The 20,493-nt window shown below is 68.0% G+C and carries 17 protein-coding genes; 9 read left to right on the forward strand and 8 right to left on the reverse strand.

Annotated features, from left to right (window positions below; all coding sequences use genetic code 11):
- Positions 1-6: 6 nt before the first annotated feature.
- The 5 genes from ACT53U_RS09110 to ACT53U_RS09130 form a co-directional block, all read right to left on the reverse strand.
- A complete protein-coding gene (locus ACT53U_RS09110; protein WP_476155042.1) occupies positions 7-279 on the reverse strand; it encodes an HPr family phosphocarrier protein in 273 nt (90 codons plus the stop codon).
- Positions 280-301: 22 nt separating this feature from the next.
- Positions 302-700: a PTS sugar transporter subunit IIA gene (locus tag ACT53U_RS09115; RefSeq protein ID WP_476154341.1), complete on the reverse strand. Its 399-nt coding sequence runs from the start codon at positions 698-700 to the stop codon at positions 302-304.
- A 148-nt stretch (positions 701-848) separates the two neighbouring features.
- Entirely contained in the window at positions 849-1,301 is a 453-nt protein-coding gene (locus tag ACT53U_RS09120; RefSeq protein ID WP_476154342.1) for an HPr kinase/phosphorylase, read from the reverse strand.
- Between the two features lie 31 nt (positions 1,302-1,332).
- Positions 1,333-3,123 carry a stimulus-sensing domain-containing protein gene (locus ACT53U_RS09125; RefSeq protein ID WP_476154344.1) on the reverse strand — a complete coding sequence of 597 codons (1,791 nt, stop codon included), beginning with the start codon at positions 3,121-3,123 and terminating at the stop codon, positions 1,333-1,335.
- A 7-nt stretch (positions 3,124-3,130) separates the two neighbouring features.
- Complete coding sequence (locus ACT53U_RS09130; RefSeq protein ID WP_476134650.1) at positions 3,131-3,832, reverse strand: response regulator; 702 nt, start codon at positions 3,830-3,832, stop codon at positions 3,131-3,133.
- A gap of 277 nt (positions 3,833-4,109) precedes the next feature.
- Between ACT53U_RS09130 and ACT53U_RS09135 the strand changes: the two genes are divergently transcribed.
- The 4 genes from ACT53U_RS09135 (at position 4,110) to ACT53U_RS09150 (ending at position 11,522) form a co-directional block, all read left to right on the forward strand.
- Entirely contained in the window at positions 4,110-4,841 is a 732-nt protein-coding gene (locus tag ACT53U_RS09135; RefSeq protein WP_476154346.1) for a HugZ family pyridoxamine 5'-phosphate oxidase, read from the forward strand.
- 185 nt (positions 4,842-5,026) lie between these two features.
- Positions 5,027-7,123, forward strand: coding sequence for a phosphoenolpyruvate carboxykinase (GTP) (locus tag ACT53U_RS09140; protein WP_476154348.1), 2,097 nt, complete (start codon positions 5,027-5,029; stop codon positions 7,121-7,123).
- 209 nt (positions 7,124-7,332) lie between these two features.
- The gene (locus ACT53U_RS09145) at positions 7,333-10,056 is read left to right on the forward strand and encodes a hybrid sensor histidine kinase/response regulator (protein ID WP_476154350.1); all 2,724 of its coding nucleotides are present in this window, start codon (positions 7,333-7,335) and stop codon (positions 10,054-10,056) included.
- A gap of 143 nt (positions 10,057-10,199) precedes the next feature.
- Entirely contained in the window at positions 10,200-11,522 is a 1,323-nt protein-coding gene (locus ACT53U_RS09150; RefSeq protein WP_476154351.1) for a solute carrier family 23 protein, read from the forward strand.
- Between the two features lie 127 nt (positions 11,523-11,649).
- Here ACT53U_RS09150 and ACT53U_RS09155 read toward each other — a convergent pair whose 3' ends face one another.
- Positions 11,650-12,039, reverse strand: a complete 390-nt coding sequence (locus ACT53U_RS09155; RefSeq protein ID WP_476154352.1) for a hypothetical protein — start codon at positions 12,037-12,039, stop codon at positions 11,650-11,652.
- Positions 12,040-12,705: 666 nt separating this feature from the next.
- On the opposite strand from ACT53U_RS09155, the gene hisF reads away from it, so the two are divergent.
- From hisF to coaA, 3 genes are all read left to right on the forward strand, one after another.
- A complete protein-coding gene (gene hisF, locus ACT53U_RS09160) occupies positions 12,706-13,482 on the forward strand; it encodes an imidazole glycerol phosphate synthase subunit HisF (protein WP_476154354.1) in 777 nt (258 codons plus the stop codon).
- A 54-nt stretch (positions 13,483-13,536) separates the two neighbouring features.
- Positions 13,537-13,860, forward strand: a complete 324-nt coding sequence (locus ACT53U_RS09165) for a phosphoribosyl-ATP diphosphatase (protein ID WP_476154355.1) — start codon at positions 13,537-13,539, stop codon at positions 13,858-13,860.
- A 111-nt stretch (positions 13,861-13,971) separates the two neighbouring features.
- A complete protein-coding gene (coaA, locus tag ACT53U_RS09170; protein ID WP_476154357.1) occupies positions 13,972-14,967 on the forward strand; it encodes a type I pantothenate kinase in 996 nt (331 codons plus the stop codon).
- A gap of 6 nt (positions 14,968-14,973) precedes the next feature.
- Here coaA and ACT53U_RS09175 read toward each other — a convergent pair whose 3' ends face one another.
- Entirely contained in the window at positions 14,974-15,741 is a 768-nt protein-coding gene (locus tag ACT53U_RS09175; RefSeq protein ID WP_476154359.1) for an IclR family transcriptional regulator domain-containing protein, read from the reverse strand.
- Between the two features lie 162 nt (positions 15,742-15,903).
- Between ACT53U_RS09175 and ACT53U_RS09180 the strand changes: the two genes are divergently transcribed.
- Positions 15,904-16,620, forward strand: coding sequence for a response regulator (locus tag ACT53U_RS09180; RefSeq protein WP_476154360.1), 717 nt, complete (start codon positions 15,904-15,906; stop codon positions 16,618-16,620).
- Here the strand turns inward: ACT53U_RS09180 and ACT53U_RS09185 are convergent.
- The gene (locus tag ACT53U_RS09185) at positions 16,587-19,724 is read right to left on the reverse strand and encodes a PAS domain S-box protein (RefSeq protein WP_476154361.1); all 3,138 of its coding nucleotides are present in this window, start codon (positions 19,722-19,724) and stop codon (positions 16,587-16,589) included. The two genes, ACT53U_RS09180 and ACT53U_RS09185, sit on opposite strands and share 34 nt — an antisense overlap.
- Before the next feature lie 205 nt (positions 19,725-19,929).
- On the opposite strand from ACT53U_RS09185, the gene ACT53U_RS09190 reads away from it, so the two are divergent.
- Positions 19,930-20,490, forward strand: a complete 561-nt coding sequence (locus ACT53U_RS09190) for a MerR family transcriptional regulator (RefSeq protein ID WP_476154363.1) — start codon at positions 19,930-19,932, stop codon at positions 20,488-20,490.
- Positions 20,491-20,493 lie beyond the last annotated feature (3 nt).

A 20,493-nucleotide genomic window follows, 5' to 3' on the forward strand; every position in this document is an offset into this window, starting at 1 on the left:
GCGGCCTCACTCCTCGTGGAAGCGGGCCTCGACGAGGTCGGTGATCGCCTGGAGCGCCTCGGCGGCCTGCGGGCCGGAAGCCTTGACGTGGATCGAGGTGCCGATCGAGGCGGCCAGCATCATCAGCCCCATGATCGAGGTGCCGCAGACCGTCTGGTTGTCCTTGGAGACCTCGATCTCGGCGTCGAAGCTCTCGACGGTCTGGACGAACTTGGCCGAGGCACGGGCGTGCAGGCCGCGTTTGTTGGTGATCGGCAGATTGCGTTCGAAGCTCGCCATTCCGTCGAAACCCATGCCTTTCTCAGCCCTGGAGGACCTGACTGGCCACGTTGATGTACTTGCGGCCGGCTTCCTTGGCCTCGATCACGGCGTCGATCAGCTTGCGCTCCGAACGCACCTTGGCGAGCTTGACCAGCAGCGGCAGGTTCATGCCGGCGACGACCTCGATCGTGTCGCCGTTCATCACCGAGATCGCCATGTTGGAGGGGGTGCCCCCGAACATGTCCGTCAGAATGGCGACGCCTTCCCCGGAATCCACCGAGGTCACGGCGGCGAGGATGTCGCCGCGTCGCATTTCCATGTCGTCCTCCGGTCCGATGCAGATCGTTGCGATCTGCCGCTGGGGACCGACGACGTGCTCGAGAGCCTTGACGAACTCTTTTGCGAGATCCCCGTGGGTCACGAGGACGAGACCGATCATCGAGTATGCTCCTGCGGGCCTACGTCCGGGCCGGCGTCCGTTCTTGCGACGGATGACCGCGTCCCACGTGGGTAGCGCGCAAAAATGGGCGTGGCCGCGACGAACTTCAAGTCTCTAATTTGTGGAACTTGCAAATTCCTGCATTGCGTCACGCTTCTCCCGCGATGGAACGCAACGCGCTGCGGACCCGGCGCACGCCGCGCAGGTCCTCCCGCCACAGCCTGATGGCGGGGAGCCGCACCCCGGCGATCACGGTGAACCGGGCGTCCTCCTCCGGCATCCGCGGCGGCTGGACCTCCTCGATGTCGACGACGAGGGCGACGACGCCGGCCGGCTCGTGCGCCAGGTCGATGATGCCGATGCCGCGGACCTCGATCTTGCCGGCGATGGTGGCCGGCGTGCGGGCGACGAGGCGGCCGTGGTGGGCCTCGATGGTCACCCGATCGTCGGCGATCAGCGCGGCGTCGTGGCCGTGGGCGGAGGCATCCTCGACCAGATCGAACACCAGCCGCGACTTGCCGGCTCCCGTCGCCCCGCGCACCAGGACGCCGCGGCCCTCGTAGATCAGAGCGGAAGCATGGATGGTGACGGGATGGCCCATGATGTTCGTCCTCTCGGTCGGAGCGATCCTATCAGGTCACCGAACCGGCCGGGAGCGACACGACGAAGCGGGCACCCAGGATCGACCCGTCGGCCGCCTTGCGGTTCTCCGCATGGAGCGTGCCGCCGTGCGCCTCGACGATCTGGCGCGAGATCGCGAGGCCCAGGCCGGAATTGTTGCCGAAGCCCTCGCTCTCCGGCCGATCGGTGTAGAAGCGCTCGAAGATGCGATCGATCTTCTCGGCCCGGATGCCCGGTCCGTCGTCGTCGACCGTGATCTCGATCCAGCTGCCGAGCTTCGCGAGATCGACCCGGACCTCGGCGCCCTCGGCCGAGAAGGAGCGGGCATTGTCGACGAGATTGGTGATCACCTGACCCAGCCGGCTGTCGTGGCCCATCACCACGAAGGCGAGATGCGGCGCGCCCAGCGGCCGGGTTGCGAGTTTCACCGTCTGGCCGCGCTTCTCCGCGAGGTCGTTCTGCAGCGACACCACCGCCTCGACCAGCGCCTGAAGGTCGACGGGGGCCGAATCCTGCCGCGCCAGTTCGGCGTCGAGCCGCGAGGCGTCGGAAATGTCGGTGATCAGGCGATCGAGCCGCTTCACGTCGTGCTGCACGATCTCCACCAGGCGCCCGCGCGAGGCGTCGGACTTGGCGAGCGGCAACGTCTCGACCGCGCTGCGGAGCGAGGTCAGCGGGTTCTTCAGCTCGTGGGCGACGTCGGCGGCGAAGCTCTCGATCGCGTCCATCCGGCCGTAGAGCGCGTTGGTCATGTCGCGCAGCGCCCGCGACAGGTGGCCGATCTCGTCGGAGCGGTCCGAGAAGTCGGGGATCTCCTCGCGCGCCTTGACCGAGCGCCGGACCCGGTCGGCGGCGGCGGCGAGCCGGCGCAGCGGCGCTGCGATCGTGCCGGCGAGCAGGAAGGAGAGCAGCATGATGACGGCGCCGGCGACCAGGAAGACGCGCAGGATCGCCATGCGCTCGGCCCGCACGATGGCGTCGATGTCGCCGCCCGGCGTCGAGAGCTGCAGCGCGCCGAGGACCTTGCCGCCGCGTCGGATCGGCACCGCAACGGTGACGATCATGTCGCCCGACCGCGTCACCCGCACGATCGGCGTCGTCGTGCCGGAAAGCGCGGCGGCGACTTCCGGATAGTCCTTGCCGGCGGAGATGCCGACCTCGCGATAGATCGGCAGGTCGTGACCACCGCGCATCAGCCGCGAGACGACCTCGATCGCCCGGTGGAACAGGCCGGGATCGGGTGCCGGCGTCGGCGGCGCGTCGGGCGGGAAGAAGGCGCCGGTGCGATAGAGCGTGCGGCTGTCGAGGACGAGGAACCCGTCGCGGTCCCACACCCGCGCCGGCGTCTTGGCCGGCGAGACGAGCAGCCTGAGGATCGGCGCCACCCGCATCGGGTCGATCGGGAACTCGAGCGTCGACAGATCGTCGCCGGTGTCCGGGTCCTTCTCGGCCTTGTCGCCGGCCTCGGCCCTGAGCAGGGCGTCGAGGTCGATGCCGGTCGCCCCGGATTCCTTCATCGTCGAGGCGCCGATCGCCGCGGCGATGATCTCGCCCTGGGTCTGGAGGCTCTCGATCCGCGCGTCGGTGAGGCCGGCGCGGAACTGGTTGAGGTAGAGGACGGCGAGCACCAGCGTGACGAGGCCGCCGAGATTGAGCAGCACGATGCGTCGCGTCAGGCTCGAAAAGGCGGTGGCGCCGGCGAGGCGATTGAGCCGTCGCCCGGCGAGCCGCAGGTAGCGACTGCCGCGCCGGCCGCGCGGGGGGCGGCCGGTGCCCTCGTCGTTGTCCGAAGCCTCCGACACGGTCGCGTCAGATCTCCTTGAAGCGATAGCCGACGCCGTAGAGCGTCTCGATCATCTCGAAGTCGTCGTCGACCGCCTTGAACTTCTTGCGCAGCCGCTTGATGTGGCTGTCGATGGTGCGATCGTCGACATAGACCTGATCGTCGTAGGCGGCGTCCATCAGGGCGTTGCGGCTCTTCACCACGCCCGGGCGCTGCGCCAGCGCGTAGAGGATCAGGAACTCGGTGACCGTCAGCGTCACCGGCTCGCCCTTCCAGGTGCAGGTGTGACGCTCCTGGTCCATCGCCAGCGGTCCGCGCTCGAGCACGCGCTGGGCGTCGGTGACCTTGGCCGGCCCCTCGCCCTTGGGCGCGACGCGGCGCAGCACCGCCTTGACGCGCTCGACCAGCAGGCGCTGCGAGAAAGGCTTCCGGATGAAGTCGTCGGCGCCCATCTTCAGGCCGAAGAGCTCGTCGATCTCGTCGTCCTTCGAGGTCAGGAAGATCACCGGCAGCTCGGACTTCTGGCGCAGGCGGCGCAGGAGCTCCATGCCGTCCATGCGCGGCATCTTGATGTCGAAGATCGCGAGGTCCGGCGGACTGGCCTTCAGCCCGTCCAGCGCCGAGGCGCCGTCGGTGTAGGTCTGGACGCGATAGCCTTCGGACTCGAGAGCGATCGAGACGGAGGTGAGGATGTTGCGGTCGTCGTCGACGAGGGCGATGGTGGGCATGGGGAATGCCTGTCTCCGGGTGGGGATCGCCGCGGGGGGATCACCGCGCCTTTTCGCACGGTGATTGCGCGCAAATCATGGCGGCGATCATATACCGCTCACGAGGCGATTGTGGACCCGTATTTCCGCCGGGTGCCGCGACCATTCCGTCGTCCGTGACGCCCTTGCGACGATGCCGGCGTCGCCCGCCCGCGACGAAGGTGCATTCCGTGCCGGGTTGACGCCGACGGCGCGCCGGGCGTCCATCGCACCGACCGGCGAAGCAGCGGAGGCGATCATGGCGAAGGACGACGACTTCTCTCCGGTGGAGTGTTCCCGCCGCCTGCTGCGTCAGGCCCGCACCGCCGCACTCGCCACCATCGCCCGGCGCACCGGCCATCCCTTCGGCTCGATGGTCTCGGTCGCCTGCGAGGCCGACGGCACGCCGATCCTGCTGGTCTCGACGCTGGCCGCCCACGCCCGCAACCTCGCCGAGGACCCGCGCGCCTCGCTGCTGTTCGAGGACCGCACCGCGCCCGACCCGCAGCAGGGCGGCCGCATCACCGTGGTCGGCCGCGTCGAGAAGATCGCCGATCCGACGGTGGCGGCCCGGCGCTACCTCGCCCGCCTGCCGGAAGCCGCGCTCTATGCCGGCTTCGCCGATTTCGCCTTCTTCCGCCTCGTCGTCGAGGAGGCCCATCTCGTCGCCGGCTTCGGTCGGGCGATGCACGTCCGCCGCGACGATCTCCTGCTCGACCTCGCGGGCTGCGAGGCCCTGCTCGCCGCCGAGCCGGACCTGCTCGAGACGCTCGCCGCCGATTCCGCCCGTCTCGCCGCGCTCGCGCGCCGGCTCGGCGGGGAAGGGGAGGGCTGGACGGCGATCGGGCTCGACCCCGAGGGGCTGGATCTCGCGTCGACGGGGGCGGAAATCCGCGCCTATCGCCGCCTCGTCCTGCCGGAACGTGCGACCTCGCCGGACGAATTCATGGGGTTTTTGCTTCGCTGGGAAGAATCCGTCCCGCTGCAATAAATTTCTTAAATCGTTATATTGAGAACAAGCACGATCCGACTTTAGACAGACTTGTTCACAACGGTAGCCGTGTAGTAATTTGCGCTCGCTCGTGGGAACGAGCACGGAACCCGAGTTGACCGTCCTTCCGGACAGGTGCCCCGTTCTGCACGATGTTGCAGGCGGGGGCATGGCCGGAAGTTCGCATGCGGCGGAGTCGCGGATTTGATCGAGACCGGTCGTCGGCAGCCTCTCGGGGCTTCGGCGTCCGCAGCGAAACGAACCCCACCGCCGGTCGACGGCCTCCCTCGGGAGGCGCCGGCCCCGAGCCGAACCGATCCGCAGCGATCGGCACGGCAGGATCCCTTCCGCCGACGGCGGCCGTTCGGCCGCCGCATCACAACGGAACCGAAAGTCATGCGCGAGCGACCGGCGGCCGGAGGGCGGACCGGGAGGAGCGCGACACGTCCACCGGAGAACCCTTGATGTCTCGAGCTCCCACCAAGAACGCCAAACTGATCGCCTGGGTCGAAGAGGTCGCCGCGCTGACCAAGCCCGACAGCATCTATTGGTGTGACGGTTCGCAGGAAGAATACGATCGCCTCTGCCAGGAGCTGGTCGACGCGGGCGTGTTCACCCGCCTCAATCCGGAGAAGCGTCCGAACTCCTTCCTCGCCCGTTCCGCGCCGTCCGACGTGGCGCGCGTCGAGGACCGCACCTTCATCTGCTCGAAGACCAAGGAAGAGGCCGGCCCGACCAACAACTGGTCCGAGCCGACCGAGATGCGCAAGACGCTGAACGGTCTCTTCGACGGCTGCATGCGCGGCCGCACCATGTACGTCATTCCGTTCTCGATGGGCCCGCTCGGCTCCAAGATCGCCCACATCGGCGTCGAGATCTCCGACAGCGCCTATGTCGCCGTCCACATGCGCATCATGACCCGCATGGGTCAGGCCGTGCTCGACGTGCTGGGCGACGACGACTTCGTGCCGGCGGTCCATTCGGTCGGCGCGCCGCTCGCCGCCGGCGAGAAGGACTCGACCTGGCCCTGCAACGACGACAAGTACATCGTCCACTTCCCCGAGACCCGCGAGATCTGGTCCTACGGCTCGGGCTACGGCGGCAATGCGCTGCTCGGCAAGAAGTGCTTCGCGCTGCGCATCGCCTCGGTGATGGCGCGTGACGAGGGCTGGCTCGCCGAACACATGCTCATCCTCGGCGTCGAGAACCCGAAGGGCGAGAAGGCCTATGTCGCCGCCGCCTTCCCGTCGGCCTGCGGCAAGACCAACTTCGCCATGATCATCCCGCCCAAGACCTACGAGGGCTGGAAGGTCACGACGATCGGCGACGACATCGCCTGGATCAAGCCGAACGCCAAGGGCGAGCTGCGCGCCATCAACCCGGAGAACGGCCTCTTCGGCGTCGCCCCCGGCACCAACGAGAAGTCCAACCCGAACGCGCTCGCCACGCTGCACGCCAACTGCATCTTCACCAACGTGGCGCTGACCCACGACGGCGACGTGTGGTGGGAAGGCCTGACCGACGAGGCGCCGTCGCACCTCATCGACTGGACCGGCAAGGAGTGGACCCCGGGCTGCGGTCGTCCGGCCGCGCACCCGAACTCGCGCTTCACCGCGCCGGCTTCGCAGGTTCCCTCGATCGACCCGGCCTGGGAAGATCCGGCCGGCGTGCCGATCTCGGCCTTCATCGTCGGCGGTCGCGTCTCCAAGGCGTTCCCGCTGGTGTTCCAGTCCTTCGACTGGGCGCACGGCGTCTATCTCGCCGCGACCATGGGCTCGGAGGCGACCGCCGCCGCCGTCGGCCAGGCCGCGATGCGCCGCGATCCCTTCGCCATGCTGCCGTTCTGCGGCTACAACATGGGCGACTACTGGGCGCATTGGCTCAACATCGGCCGTTCGCTGCCGAACGCGCCGGGCATCTTCCGCGTCAACTGGTTCCGCAAGGACGAGAACGGCAAGTTCATGTGGCCGGGCTTCGGCGACAACATGCGCGCCCTCGAGTGGATCGTGAACCGCGTCAAGGGCCGCGCCGGCGCGGTCGAGAGCCCCTACGGCTGGGTGCCGCGCTATGCGGACCTGAACTGGAAGGGTCTCGACTTCCCCAAGGCGAAGTACGAGGAAATCGTCCGCGTCGACCGCACCAAGGGCCTCGCCGAGGCCGAGGAGCAGATCGCGCACTTCGCCCAGTTCGGCGACAAGCTGCCCAAGGAGATGGAACTCGAGCGCCAGTTGCTCGTCGCCCGTCTCGAGCGTTCGCCCGAGGTCTGGGAACTGGTGGCCTGATCCACCGCACGTGACGGTCGAAGGCCCCGGAGGAGCGATCCTCCGGGGCCTCGCTTTTTCACCATGTCCGAAAATCGCGCCCTTGACGTCGCGGCGCCGCAGTTGGACCGTGTTGCGCGGACTGCTAGGGGTCTTCCGTCGCCGCGCGTCGGGCGGAACGATGCGCGCGACCACGGAGCCGGACTGCAGATGATCTCGGATACGCATCGATGACCAAGTCCACGGGGCGCGTCGCGACGATCGTCTTCGGCTACGTGGCCTTCGCGAGCGCGTGGATCTTCTTCTCCGACCGGATGTTGAGCTTCCTCCCCTCCTCGGTGGACGCCGCCTGGGCGGGCACCGCCAAGGGCATGCTCTTCGTCGCCGTCACCGGCACGTTGCTCCAGGTCGTGCTCAGGCGCATCGTCGCCGGCGACGTCGAGCGTCCGATCATCCGCAGGCGCGAGTACTGGACGCCGCTGATCGCGGTGACGCTGGTGGCCGGTACGGTCCTGGCGGTCTTCCATCTCGTCTACCGGGCCGAGGTCGAGGGCGCTCGCGATCGGACACGGGAAGATCTGCGGATCGCCGCCCACATCGAGGCCAATGCCGCCGTCGCCTGGCTCTCCGGGCGCGCCGGGGCGCTGCGCACCATCGCCGGACTGCCGCTGGTGCGCATCGTCGCCCAGATCCCGGGCAACGCGCCGGCCGGCGCTTGCGCCGAGGTCATGCGTCAGCGCGAACGCGGCTCCCGCGTCCTCGGTTTCGTCGACATGCGCATCCTGCGCGACGACGGCACCTCGCCCTGCGGTTCGTCGGCGGCCCCGCGGCCCGATCCGCTGCCCGACACTCTCGATGCCGCCGTGCGGCCGATCACCTGGGTCGGTCGGGACGGCGGCCTGGTCGTCACGCTCGGTGCCCGCATCGCCGGCGGTCAGGCCGGCGACAAGCCGCTCGACGCGATGGTGGTCGCCGACATGCGGCTCGACGACACGCTCTTCGTCTTCCTGCGCACCCTGCTGTCGCCCGGCATCAAGGAAACGACGCTGCTGGTGCGGCGCGACGGCGACGAGTGGGTGACCGCCTTCGATCGCGAGCAGGCGATCCCGGTCGGCGGTGGCCAGCGCTTCACCGGGACGACCTTCGACCGCGATGCCGCCGTCGGCACGACCGCGATCACCACCGTCTCCTATCGCGACCGCCTCTGGCTGGCCGCCGCGACGCCGATCGCCGGGACCGACTGGCTCGCCGTCGCGGCGCTCGAGGAATCGGCGGCCGCGAGCGACCTTCAGGTCCTGCTCTTCACCGCCGGCGCCTCGCTGGTGGTGGCCTTCGGCACGAGCATCGTCGTCGCCTTCCTCCTGTGGCAGCGCCAGACGGTGCGTGCCGCCCGCGCCGAACTCGAGCAGAGCCGTCGTGCCCAGGCGGCCGAGACGCTCTATCGCGCCACCTTCGAGGCGGTCGATCTCGGCATCGTCCATCTCGGCTGCGACGGCAGCTGGTTGCGCTCGAACCCGGCGCTGTCGCGCATCGCCGGCCGGCCGCCGGCCGATTTCGGCCGGGTCGGCATTCGCGACGTGATGCCGGTCGACGACGCCGAGGCCGTCCTGCGCTCGCTGCGGCGGCTCGCCGCCGGCGAGGTCGAGACGATCTCGGCCGAGCGACGCCTGCTGCGGCCCGACGGCACGATCGTGCCGATCATGCTCTCCGGTTCGGTGGTGCGCTCCGCCGACCCGCCCTATGTGGTCGCGACCGTCGAGGACATCACGCCGCGCCGTCATGCAGAGGTGCTGATCAAGCAGATCGAGGCCTCGCGCCGGCTGGAGGCGCTCGGCCGGATGACCGGCGGCATCGCCCACGACTTCAACAACCTGCTGACGATCATCTCCGGCAATCTCCAGCTGCTCGAGATGGCGCCGACCTCCGATCGTGCCCATGCCCTGATCGAGGCGGCGCTGAAGGCGACCGAGGCCGGCGCCAATCTCAACCAGCGGCTCGCCACCTTCGCCCGCCGCCGCCGGCTGGCGCCGGCCGAGACCGACGTCGCCGCCCGCGTCGGTGCGGTCGCCCTGCTGCTCGAGCGCACCGTCGGCCCCGACATCGTCATCCGCGTCGCCGCTCCGAGCGAACCGGCGGTCGCGCTCGTCGACCCGACCGAGGTCGACAACGCCATCCTCAATCTGGCGCTCAACGCCCGCGACGCCATGCCCGCCGGCGGCACGATCGAGATCGAGACCTCGGTGGTGTCGCTGGTCGACGAGCCGGTGGTCGGCGAGGATCGGCCGCGCACCGGCGACTATGTCGTGATCCGCGTCTCCGACACCGGCGTCGGCATGTCGCCCGAGGTCCAGGCGCGCGCCTTCGACCCGTTCTTCACCACCAAGGAGGTCGGCCGCGGCACCGGTCTGGGGCTCGCGACGCTGCACGGCTTCGTGCGCCAGTCCGGCGGCTTCGTGCGGCTGACGAGCGAACCGGGGCACGGCACCACCGTGTCGATCCACCTGCCGCGCTGGATCGGTACGACGAGCGGTGACGCGCTCGCCACGCGCGAGCCGCCGGCCGGACGGGGCGAGCGCATCCTCCTCGTCGAGGATCATCCCGACGTCCTGGCGATCACCCGCCAGCGCCTCGCAGCCCTCGGCTACGACGTCGTCGAGGCGGCCGACGCGGTCGTCGCCCTCGCCCGGCTCGAGGCCGGCGAGGCGGTCGACCTCGTGCTGTCGGACGTCGTGATGCCCGGCGGCCTGTCGGGCCTCGACCTCGCCCGCCGTCTGCGCGTGAGCGGGCGGACGACGCCGATCCTGCTCACCACCGGCCACTCGCCCGAGATCGACGATCCCGCAGCCCGGCGCGAGACCGAGTTCCGCGTCCTGCGCAAGCCCTACACCCAGTACGAACTCGCCGTGGCGATCCGCGCCGAGCTCGACCGAAGCGGCGGCGGCACCGAGGCGTGAAAAGAATCGGTGCATGGTTTTCCACCGCGACCTCCTGACCGGGGCGGCGGTCTTTTCTTCCGCGACATGCATGGAATAGTGGCCGCCGATCCGGCCGTCGCGCGCGGCGAGTCGGCCCCTTCCCGCACGAGATCGAGGTCCCCATGACCGACGAACGCACCACCGGCTGGTTCCCGAAGTGGACACTGACGACCGCCGACCACGTCGCCCCCGACGAGCGCCTGCCCTGGACGCAGACGATGATCGCCGGCTTCCAGCACGTGGTCGCGATGTTCGGCTCCACCGTCCTCGCCCCGATCATCATGGGCTTCGACCCCAACGTCGCGGTGCTGTTCTCCGGCATCGGCACGCTGATCTTCTTCGTGATCGTCGGCGGCCGGGTGCCCTCCTACCTCGGCTCGTCCTTCTCCTTCATCGCGGTGGTGATCGCCGCCTCGGCCTATTCGGGCGCGGGGGCGAACGGCAACATTCCCGTCGCGCTCGGCGGCATCGTCGCGGCCGGCGTGGTCTATCTCGCCATCGGCCTCGCGGTGATGAAGGCCGGCTACCACTGGATCGAGAAGCTGATGCCGCCGGTGGTCACCGGCGGCATCGTCGCGGCGATCGGTCTCAACCTCGCGCCCATCGCCGTCAAGAACATGTCGGGCTCCGAGTTCGACCGCATGACCGGCCTCGTCACCATCGTGGCGGTCGGCGTGGCGGCGGTCTACGCCCCCGGCGTGCTGCGTCGCATCCCGGTGCTGATCGGCGGTGCCGCGGGCTATCTCTTCTACGCGATCGGTGCGGCCAGCTTCGGCATGGGCAAGGCGATCGACTTCTCCGGTCTCGGCAAGGCCGACTGGTTCGGCGCGCCGCATTTCGTGACGCCGGCCTTCGAGTGGAGCGCCATGGCGCTGATCGCCCCGGTCGCGGTCATCCTGGTCGCCGAGAACCTCGGTCACATCAAGGCGATCGGCGCGATGACCGACCGCAACCTCGATCCTTATGTCGGCCGCGCCTTCGTCGGCGACGGCATCGCCACCATCCTGTCGGGCTTCTTCGGCGGCACCGGCGTCACGACCTACGCCGAGAACATGGGCGTGATGGCGGTGACCAAGATCTACTCGACCATCGTCTTCGTGGTCGCCGCGGTGATCGCCATCCTGCTCGGCTTCTCGCCGAAGTTCGGCGCGCTGATCCTGACCATCCCGGTGCCGGTGATCGGTGGCCTGTCGGTGGTGATCTTCGGCCTGATCACGGCGACCGCCGGCCGCATCTGGGTCGAGAACCGGGTCGACTTCTCCAAGACCAAGAACCTGATCACCACGGCCGCGGCGGTGATCGCCGGCGCCGGCGACCTGACGATCAAGCTCGGCGGCTTCACGCTGGGCGGCATCGGCACCGCCACCTTCGGCGCCATCCTCTTCTACGCCCTCCTCAACCGGAAGGGCCACGACGAGGACACCACGGCGATCCCGGCCCCCTGAGGCGACGGGATCGGGCGGACGATACGGCGGCGGCGAGGGTGACCTCGCCGCCGCACAACATTCAGTCAAAAATCTAAATATTCAAAAATATCGCTTGCGATCACCTCAATGAAAACAGCCTAGGTATCTATATTTTCTTTGCAAGATCGCCAACTTCAGCATTGATGGTCGATATTTTTACAGATGGACCATCCTCAATTTCTTCTCGTTCGCCAAACTGATAAGACAAGGCGCCTGTTCTGCGAATTATTTTCTTCGATCCAGGGATGTTTTCAACGCGAGAACTGCGGAGCGTGGCTAGCCGCTCTTGCAGGTGTGTCACCTTCGCCTTTCCTTTTACAATTTCGAGTGTCCCAAGGTCATCTCCCGTGTCGGGGTCAATGATTGATTCGCCGAGCCCGAATATTAGAAACTCGTCACCAAGCGCGATATTATTTGTGGTACCGCGGTTAATGACGATCGTATAAGCGTCAATAACGCGAACGACCTTTGGCAGATCTTTATAGAGTTCGGTCATTTGGAGATTCCTGGCCTTATGATGACGTCGCTTCGATTTGATTTTATTTTGCCCACGAATATACTGTCGACTTTTACTTGAACGAGCTCGTTAAGCTGAATATTAATTATTTCTCCATGACAGATAAATCGCTCAAATTTATGATCTATTTCAAAAAAAGTAACAGGCATTCCAAGCGCAAACCACGGTGCGCCATCCATTAACACTACGCCTTCGTCAAAAACATTTATAATTCTTGGTGAATAAAGTATCAGAGATCTTGATTTATCTATAATTATAAATGACATATGGAATATTATTGCTACGAGAACAGTATAAATTATAGAATTTATCTTATTGCCATTTATGGCGTCGGGAAAAGCAAATTGTACCAAGGCAAAAAGACCTGCGGGCAGGCCAACCGTTGTCCCTGTCAGCTTTAGGTGCCATGCTAGGCGAGATTCATTATTCATCAATTCAGGACCTAGCTGAAGCGAATGCCAGAGGCTTAATCTTTGTAGCTAACTAGAAGCGAATGTTTTGCGATAGTGATTAACTGTACTGTGACAGGCACTTTGGTGCAAGCTGCCCGCCGCCTCGCCTATGGCGCTTTCGCCCGCATTTCGCTATGAGAGGCCGCGAAATCGGCCACGCGGCGCGCGCGGTCGCACGAGGGTTGCCGCTTCCATGCTCAAGAACCGGGTCATTCCCTGTCTCGACGTCAAGGACGGCCGTGTCGTCAAGGGCGTCAACTTCGTCGATCTGATCGACGCCGGCGACCCCGTGCAGGCGGCCGCCGCCTACGACGCCGCCGGCGCCGACGAACTCTGCTTCCTCGACATCACCGCGAGCCACGAGAACCGCGGCATCATCCTCGACGTCGTCCGCCACACCGCGGAAGTCTGCTTCATGCCGGTCACCGTCGGCGGCGGCATCCGCACGCTCGACGACATCCGCCGGCTGATGGAAGCGGGCGCCGACAAGGTGTCGATCAACACCGCCGCGGTGAAGGATCGCCAGTTCGTCGCCGACGCGGTGCGTCAGGTCGGCGGCCAGTCGGTCGTCGTCGCGGTCGACGCCAAGCGCGTGTCGGAGCCGGGCGAGGCGCCGCGCTTCGAGGTCTTCACCCACGGCGGCCGCAACCGCACCGGCATCGACGCCATCGACTACGCCCGCGAGGTCGTGGCGCTGGGGGCGGGCGAGATCCTGCTCACCTCGATGGACCGCGACGGCACCAAGATCGGCTTCGATCTCGAGCTCACCCGCATGGTGTCGGACGCCGTCACCGTGCCGGTGATCGCGTCCGGCGGCGTCGGCAATCTCGACCATCTGGTCGACGGCGTGGTGAAGGGCGGCGCCAGCGCCGTGCTCGCCGCCTCGATCTTCCACTTCGGCACCTACACGATCCGCGAGGCCAAGGAACACATGGCCGCCGCCGGCATCCCGATGCGCCTCGATCACTGAAAGCCGTGCCGCCGACGGCATCCCTTGCCGTTCGTGCCCCGCGAGGTCAAACCTATGTCGGACTTCACTCTTTCGACCCTCGAGACCATCATCGCGACGCGCGCGGCCTCCGACGACGACAAGTCGTACACCCGCAAGCTTCTCGGCCGGGGCATGCCCGTCTGCGCCAAGAAGCTCGGCGAGGAGGCCGTGGAGACGGCGCTCGCGGCCGTCGTCGGCAGTCGCGAGGAACTGGCGGCCGAGTCCGCCGACCTGCTCTACCACCTCTTGGTGGTTCTCAAGGCGGGCGGCGTCTCGGTCGACGACGTGATGACGGTCCTCGCGGGCCGTACCGGGCAGACGGGCCTCGAGGAGAAGGCCTCCCGCCCGAAGGATTGAGGGCGGACGGGTCGCGACGCGACCCGCCCGAGAGGGCGTCGGACGGGTCCTTGCGAGATCCGACCGGGCAAACAGCGGGGGCCTCGACGCGCCCCGCAGGGGAAGGTCTCGGTGGACCAACGTTCGAACGCCCGTTCCCGCGGGGCCTCGCATCACGGCGAGGCGTCTTCCGGCGACTTCTCGCCCTATCGCCGCTTCGGTCGCGAGGAATGGGCGGGCCTGCGCGCCGACACGCCCATGACCCTCGACGAGGCCGACCTCGTCCGGTTGCGCGGTCTCAACGATCCGATCAACCTCGACGAGGTCGTGACGATCTACCTGCCGCTGTCGCGCCTGCTGTCCCACTACGTCGAGGCGACGCAGGAGCTCTTCCGCGTCACCGAGCGCTTCCTCGGCGGCGAGGGCTCCAAGGTGCCCTTCGTCATCGGGCTGGCCGGTTCGGTCGCCGTCGGCAAGTCGACCACGGCGCGTATCCTCAAGGCGCTGCTGTCGCGCTGGTCGTCGAGCCCCAAGGTCGATCTGGTGACGACCGACGGCTTCCTCTACCCCAACGCCGTGCTCCAGCGCGAAGGCCTGATGCGGCGCAAGGGCTTCCCGGAGTCCTACGACATCGGCGCGCTGCTCGAGTTCCTCGCCGCGGTCAAGGCCGGCAAGGCGGGCGTGCCGGCGCCGGTCTATTCGCATCTGGTCTACGACGTCATGCCCGACGAGCACGTGGTGATCGATCGGCCGGACATCCTGATCCTCGAGGGGCTCAACGTCCTGCAGACGTCGAAACTGCCGAAGAACGGCCAGGGCCTGCCCTTCGTCTCCGACTTCTTCGACTTCTCGATCTATCTCGACGCCGACGACGCGCTGCTCGAGTCGTGGTACGTCGAGCGCTTCATGCGCCTGCGCGAGACCGCCTTCCGCAAGCCGGAGAGCTACTTCCACCGCTACGCACAGATCTCCGCCGACGAGGCGCTGAAGACCGCGCTCGACCTGTGGACCAACATCAACCTGGTGAACCTGCACGACAGCATCCGCCCGACGCGCCCGCGCGCCGATCTGGTGCTGACCAAGGGCGCCGATCACCGCATCGTCTCGGTCGACCTGCGCAAGCTGTGAGGCGTCTCAGCGCGCGCTGCCGCCCATGGCGATCTGCGCCGCCGCCCGCTCGAGCCGCGGCAGGAACTGCTCGATCATCGTCGCCTCGCTGGTGCGCGCCGCCGAGGCCGAGAGGTTGATCGCCAGCCGGGCGTTGGCCGGCCGGCCGGGGATCGCCACCGCCAGCGACAGCACGCCGTAGTCGAGTTCCTCGCTGACCAGCGCGAAGCCCCGCCGCCGCACCTCGGCGAGGCGGGCGCGCAACTGATCCCGCGTCGTCAACGTGTTGGGGGTGAAGGCCTCCATCCGGCTCTCGCGCATGAAACGGTCGAACTCGTTCTGCGACAGCTGGGCGAGCATCGCCTGACCCATCGAGGTCGCATGGGCGGGGAAGCGCGTGCCGACCGAGAGGCCGATGCTCATCAGCCGGTGGCGGGCGGGCGAACGGGCGACGTAGATGATGTCCGGCCCGTCGAGGGTGGCAGCCGAGGCGCTCTCGCCGAGTTCGCGCGTCAGATCCTGCAGGATGTCGCGCACCGTCTCGAGCTCGCTCATGCCCGAGAGATACGAGTTGCCGAGCTCGAGCACGCGGGCGGTCAGTTCGAAGTGCTTGCCGTCGGTCCGGGCGTAGCCGCTCTCCACCAGCGTGTGGAGGAAGCGGCGCGCACCGGCACGGGTCATGCCCGTGCGCGCGGCAACCTCGGTGATCGTCTGGCGGCGTGCGTCGACGCCGAAGGAGCGGATGACGTCGAGCCCCTTGGCGAAGGAGGCGACGGTTTCGATCCGGGGAGCCATGTCGAATACTCGTACGTCATGCGAACAACAGGACCGTTACATACCGTCGGCGGGCGCGATCTGTCCAGTGGAGAGGCGCGACGCCTCCGCCTCGAGAGCGATTGCACCCGGGAGCGTGATACCGGATACTCCGCGCCGTCGAGCCGACATGGGAGCCGACCGGTGAACGACAAGCGCATCCTCGTCGTCGACGACGAATCGCAGGTCCGCACGCTGCTCAGGGAACTCCTGACGCGCGAGGGCTTCGACGTGCGCGAGGCGGCCGACGGACGGGCCATGTGGGAGGCGCTCGAGGACGGGTCGGTGGCGCTGATGACGCTCGACCTCAACCTCGCCGGCGAGGACGGTCTGGCGCTCGCCCGCGAGGTGCGCCGACGTTGCGACCTGCCGATCGTCATGATCTCCGGCAAGGCCGACGACGTCGACCGCATCGTCGGCCTGGAACTCGGCGCCGACGACTACATCACCAAGCCCTTCAATCTGCGCGAGGTGCTCGCCCGCATCCGCGCGGTGCTGCGCCGCTATCGAGCCGAGCCGGCGCAGGACGCCCGCGCCGACAGCGACCGCCGCGCCTTCGACGGCTGGATGCTCCACCGCGCCGAGCGCCGCGTCGTCGACCCGACGGGTGCGGTCGTCGACCTCACCACGGCGGAGTTCGACCTTCTGGCGATCTTCGTGGAACGGCCGAAGCGGGTTCTGTCGCGCGACATGATCCTCGATCTGACCAAGGGCGCCGCATGGTCGCCCTTCGACCGTTCGATCGACACCCAGATCGCCCGGCTGCGCAAGAAGATCGAGACCGACCCCGAGGTTCCGACCCTGATCAAGACCGTGCGCGGTGTCGGCTACGTCTTCACCGCCGAGGTCTCGGCCGGCTGAGGCGCGTCGCGTCGCGCGACGGCACCGGCCAGCGCGCTCGCCAGTTCCACCCGCGAATAGGGCTTGCGCAGCACCGGCGGCAGGTCGCTTCCCTCGCTCCCCGACAGTTCCTCGGCAAAGCCGGTCGTCAGCAGCACCGGAAGGTCGGGGCGCTCGCGCGCCAGCCGGCGCGCCAGATCGATGCCGCTCGTCCCGCCGGGCATGACGATGTCGGAGAAGACGAGGTCGACCTTCGCGCCCTCGGCCAGCCGGGTCAGCGCCGTCTGGGCGTCGCCGGCCTGGATCACGCCGTAGCCGAGTTCCTCCAGGCGATGCCGCGTCACCTTGGCCACGCCGGCATCGTCTTCGACCGCCAGCACCACCAGGCCCTCGCCCCGCGCCATGCCGCCCGCTGCCCCGCCGACCGCCGTGCCGCTGCTCGACCCCGTGCAGGGCAGGTGGATGGCGACGCTCGTGCCACGCCCCTGCTCGCTCGTGAGCGTGACGAAACCACCGGACTGCCGCACGAAGCCGTGCAGCGTGGCGAGGCCGAGGCCGGTGCCGCGCCCGATCGCCTTGGTGGTGAAGAAGGGCTCGAAGGCCCGCGCCCGGACGTCCTCGCTCATGCCGACGCCGTCGTCGCTGACTGACAGCCGCGCGTAGCGGCCGGGTTTGGCGTGGAGCGGCAGGTCGGGCCCGTCGACGACGTCGACGCCGCGCACCTCGATCGCGACGTGGCCGCCGTCCGGCAGGGCATCGCGGGCGTTGAACACCAGATTGAGCAGTGCCGTCTCGATCTCGGCCGCATCGATGCGCACCAGACAGTCGGGTTGGGCCGAGACGTAGTCGACGGTGATGGTCTTGCCGACCGAGCGGCGGATCATGCCGATCATCTGCCCGACCCGGTCGCGCAGGTCGGTGACCACCGGTTCCAGGCGGCGCTGGCGGGCGAAGGTGGTCAGCCGCGCATTGAGGTCGGTGCCCGCCGTCGTGGCGCGCAGCGCCTCCTCGAGCCAACGTCGGCCGGCCTCGTCGTCGACGACGCTCTCGAGCAGCTGCAGATTGCCGGAGATGATCGTCAGCAGGTTGTTGAAGTCGTGGGCGATGCCGCCGGTCATGCGGCCGAGCGCCTCCAGGCGGCGGTTGGATTCGACCGCCTTGAGCGCGCGTTCCGCCTGTCGCCGCGCGGTGACGTCGGCGACGGTGCCCCAGATCTCGCGCGCGTCGCCCTCGATCCGGCGCGGCCGCGCGGTCGCGACCAGCCAACGCTCGCCCGATCCGTCCGGCCCGATGATCTCGAGTTCCAGCGTCCGCGCCGCGGTCTCGTCCACGAGGTCGCGGGCGAGGGCCGGAAAGATGTCGCGCCCCGGCGCGGCCAGTCGCGCGGCGATCGCTTCGACCGTCGCGGTCTCGTCGACGCCGAACAGGATGCGGCTGCGTTCGTCGCAGTGGATCTCGCCGGTGGCGACGTCCCACCACCACACGCCGAGACCGGCGGCCGACAGCGTGTGGCGCAGCTCCGCGTCGCGCTCGGCCAGCCGGCGCTCGCCGCGCTTGCGCTCGGAGATGTCGGTCATGATGGCGACGCCGCCGATCACGTTGCCCGCGGCGTCGCGCAGCGGCGCGCCGGAGGACAGGACCTCGATGCCGCTGCCGTCGGCGCGTCGCCGCAGGGCCTCGATCTTGACGCTCTCCCCGGCGGCGATGCGCGAGACGACCCAGCGCCCGTCCTTCGGCTGATCGGGGAACGACAGCCGCTCGATCGGCATGCCGACCGCCTCGGCCTCGGAATAGCCGAACATCCGCTCGGCCGCGTCGTTCCAGGTCAGGATGTGCCCCTCGCGATCGATCGTCATGATCGCGTCCGGCGACGAGCGCACCACCGTCGCCAGCCGCGTGTCGAGCTGTTGGGCGGCCAGGCGCTCGGAAATGTCGCGCATCATCACCGTGTACATCGTCCGGCCGGCCGTCTCGACCCGCGACACCGAGGCCTCGACCGGAATCTCTCCGCCGTTCCTGCGGAGGATCGAGACGGCGAGGTCGCGCTTTCGGAAGTCCGGCGGCTCTTCGCGTCGCATCTGGTGGAAACGCAGCATGTGTCCGCCGCGCTCCGTGTCCGGGACCAGCGCCTCGAAGGTGCGGCCGATCATCTCGTCGGCGCTCCAGCCGGTCAGGCGCTCGGCGGCGGCGTTGAACAACAGGATGCGACCCTCGTCGTCGATCGAGACGATGGCGTCCATCGCCGACGTGACGATCGAGACGAAACGGGCACGACTCTCCGACAGTTCGCGTTCGCGGGCGATGCGGTCGGTGATGTCGGAGAAGGAGACGACGACGCCGGAGACCTCCTCCTCGCCGGGACGGCGGATCGGGTTGAGATTGACGAGGAGGCGCAGGACGCGCCCCTCCACCGCCATGCCGATCACCGTGTCCCAGCAGGGTTGGCCGGTCGCCAGAACCCGGGTCAGCGGGTGATCGGCGACGGGCATCGGCAGGCCACGGGCGTCGCGCACGTCCCAGTCGGCGACGGTGCGTTTCTCGGCGAGGAGGCGCGCGCGGCTGCGCCCGAGGATCCGTTCGGCCGACGGGTTGCAGTCGAGCAGCGCGCCGGTCGCGGAGAATTCGATCACGCCCTCGCGCAGCGACTCGACGATCGTCGCCTGCCGCTCCCGGCTCGAGGCGAGATCGAACGCGTCGTCGCGGCGTACCGCCTCCTCGCGCAGCCGGTCGAGCGCCGCCAGGACGGAAATCATCACGCCGGTGCCGAAGAAGATGGCGATCGAGATCCAGTCGTTGGGGTTCTCGATCACGAAGGACTGATAGGGCTTGATGAAGGCCCAGGTCGCGATGGCGGTCGAGAGCACCGTCAGCAGCAGCCCACCCCACATGCCGACGACCAGCGCGGTGAAGGCGACGGCCGGATAGTAGGTGATGAAGCGGGGTTGCTCGTCGGAGATCGCCATGCGTCCGAGGGTCGCGACAACACCGATCAGCAAGATCACGAAGGCGGCGAGAGCGGGGTCCGAACACGCCTTGCGAAACTTGCCGATGAGACGACCGAACCGACGGGCAGACCGACCGACGAAGCCGCCTCGATCGCTGCCGTCAGGCGAAACGGGCGCCATCCGTGCCTCCCCCGAGGGATGTTCCCTCACCTGCGCACCCGCCCCGCCGAGAACGGGTTCGTCGAGTTCTTGTCGTGCGCCGAGGACTCAACCACAAATTTCCGACCCTCGTCACATAATGTAACGCAACGTCGCGAACGCGGCAAACAAGGGTGACGCAAGGCGTGTTTCGTGGCGGCATACGAGTTTTTCTCCGGATGGCACCATGACGTATCGCAGCCAGAACACGGAAGGTTCGGCCGAAGCCGCCGTCGACCTCCACAACGGAATGTCGCGAACCGAGCGGGGGCGCCCCGCGCCGGGCCTGCGTCCGGGCGTTGCCGCCGCCGCGGCCGAAGAGGATCGCCTCGCCCGCATCGCGGCCCTGGTCTCGGGCAGGAGCGGCATTCCGGCCGATCTCGACGTCGACCGTGCCTCGATCTCCGAGCTCGCGGCGCATTTCGGCGTCACTCTGCGCGCCCTGCGCTTCTACGAACAGAGCGGTCTGCTCGAGCCGCGTCGCCGCGGCATGCAGCGCATCTATTCGCGGCGCGATTTCCACAGGATTCGTCTCATCGTCGCCCTGCGCGCCTACGAGGCCTCGCTGCCGGCGATCCGCACCATCCTCGATCTGATCGACGGTCGTGCCGAAGAGGCCGCGGTGGTCGCTCGCCTCGAAGGCCTGCTGGTCGCTCTGGTCGGCGACGTTCGTGATCGCATCGCCGAACTGAACAGTCTCGACCGCTCGCTCTCCGACGCCATCGGTCGCATCGGGGGCGCAGTCTGAGAC

The organism is Pinisolibacter sp. DMC19 (genome assembly GCF_056313985.1).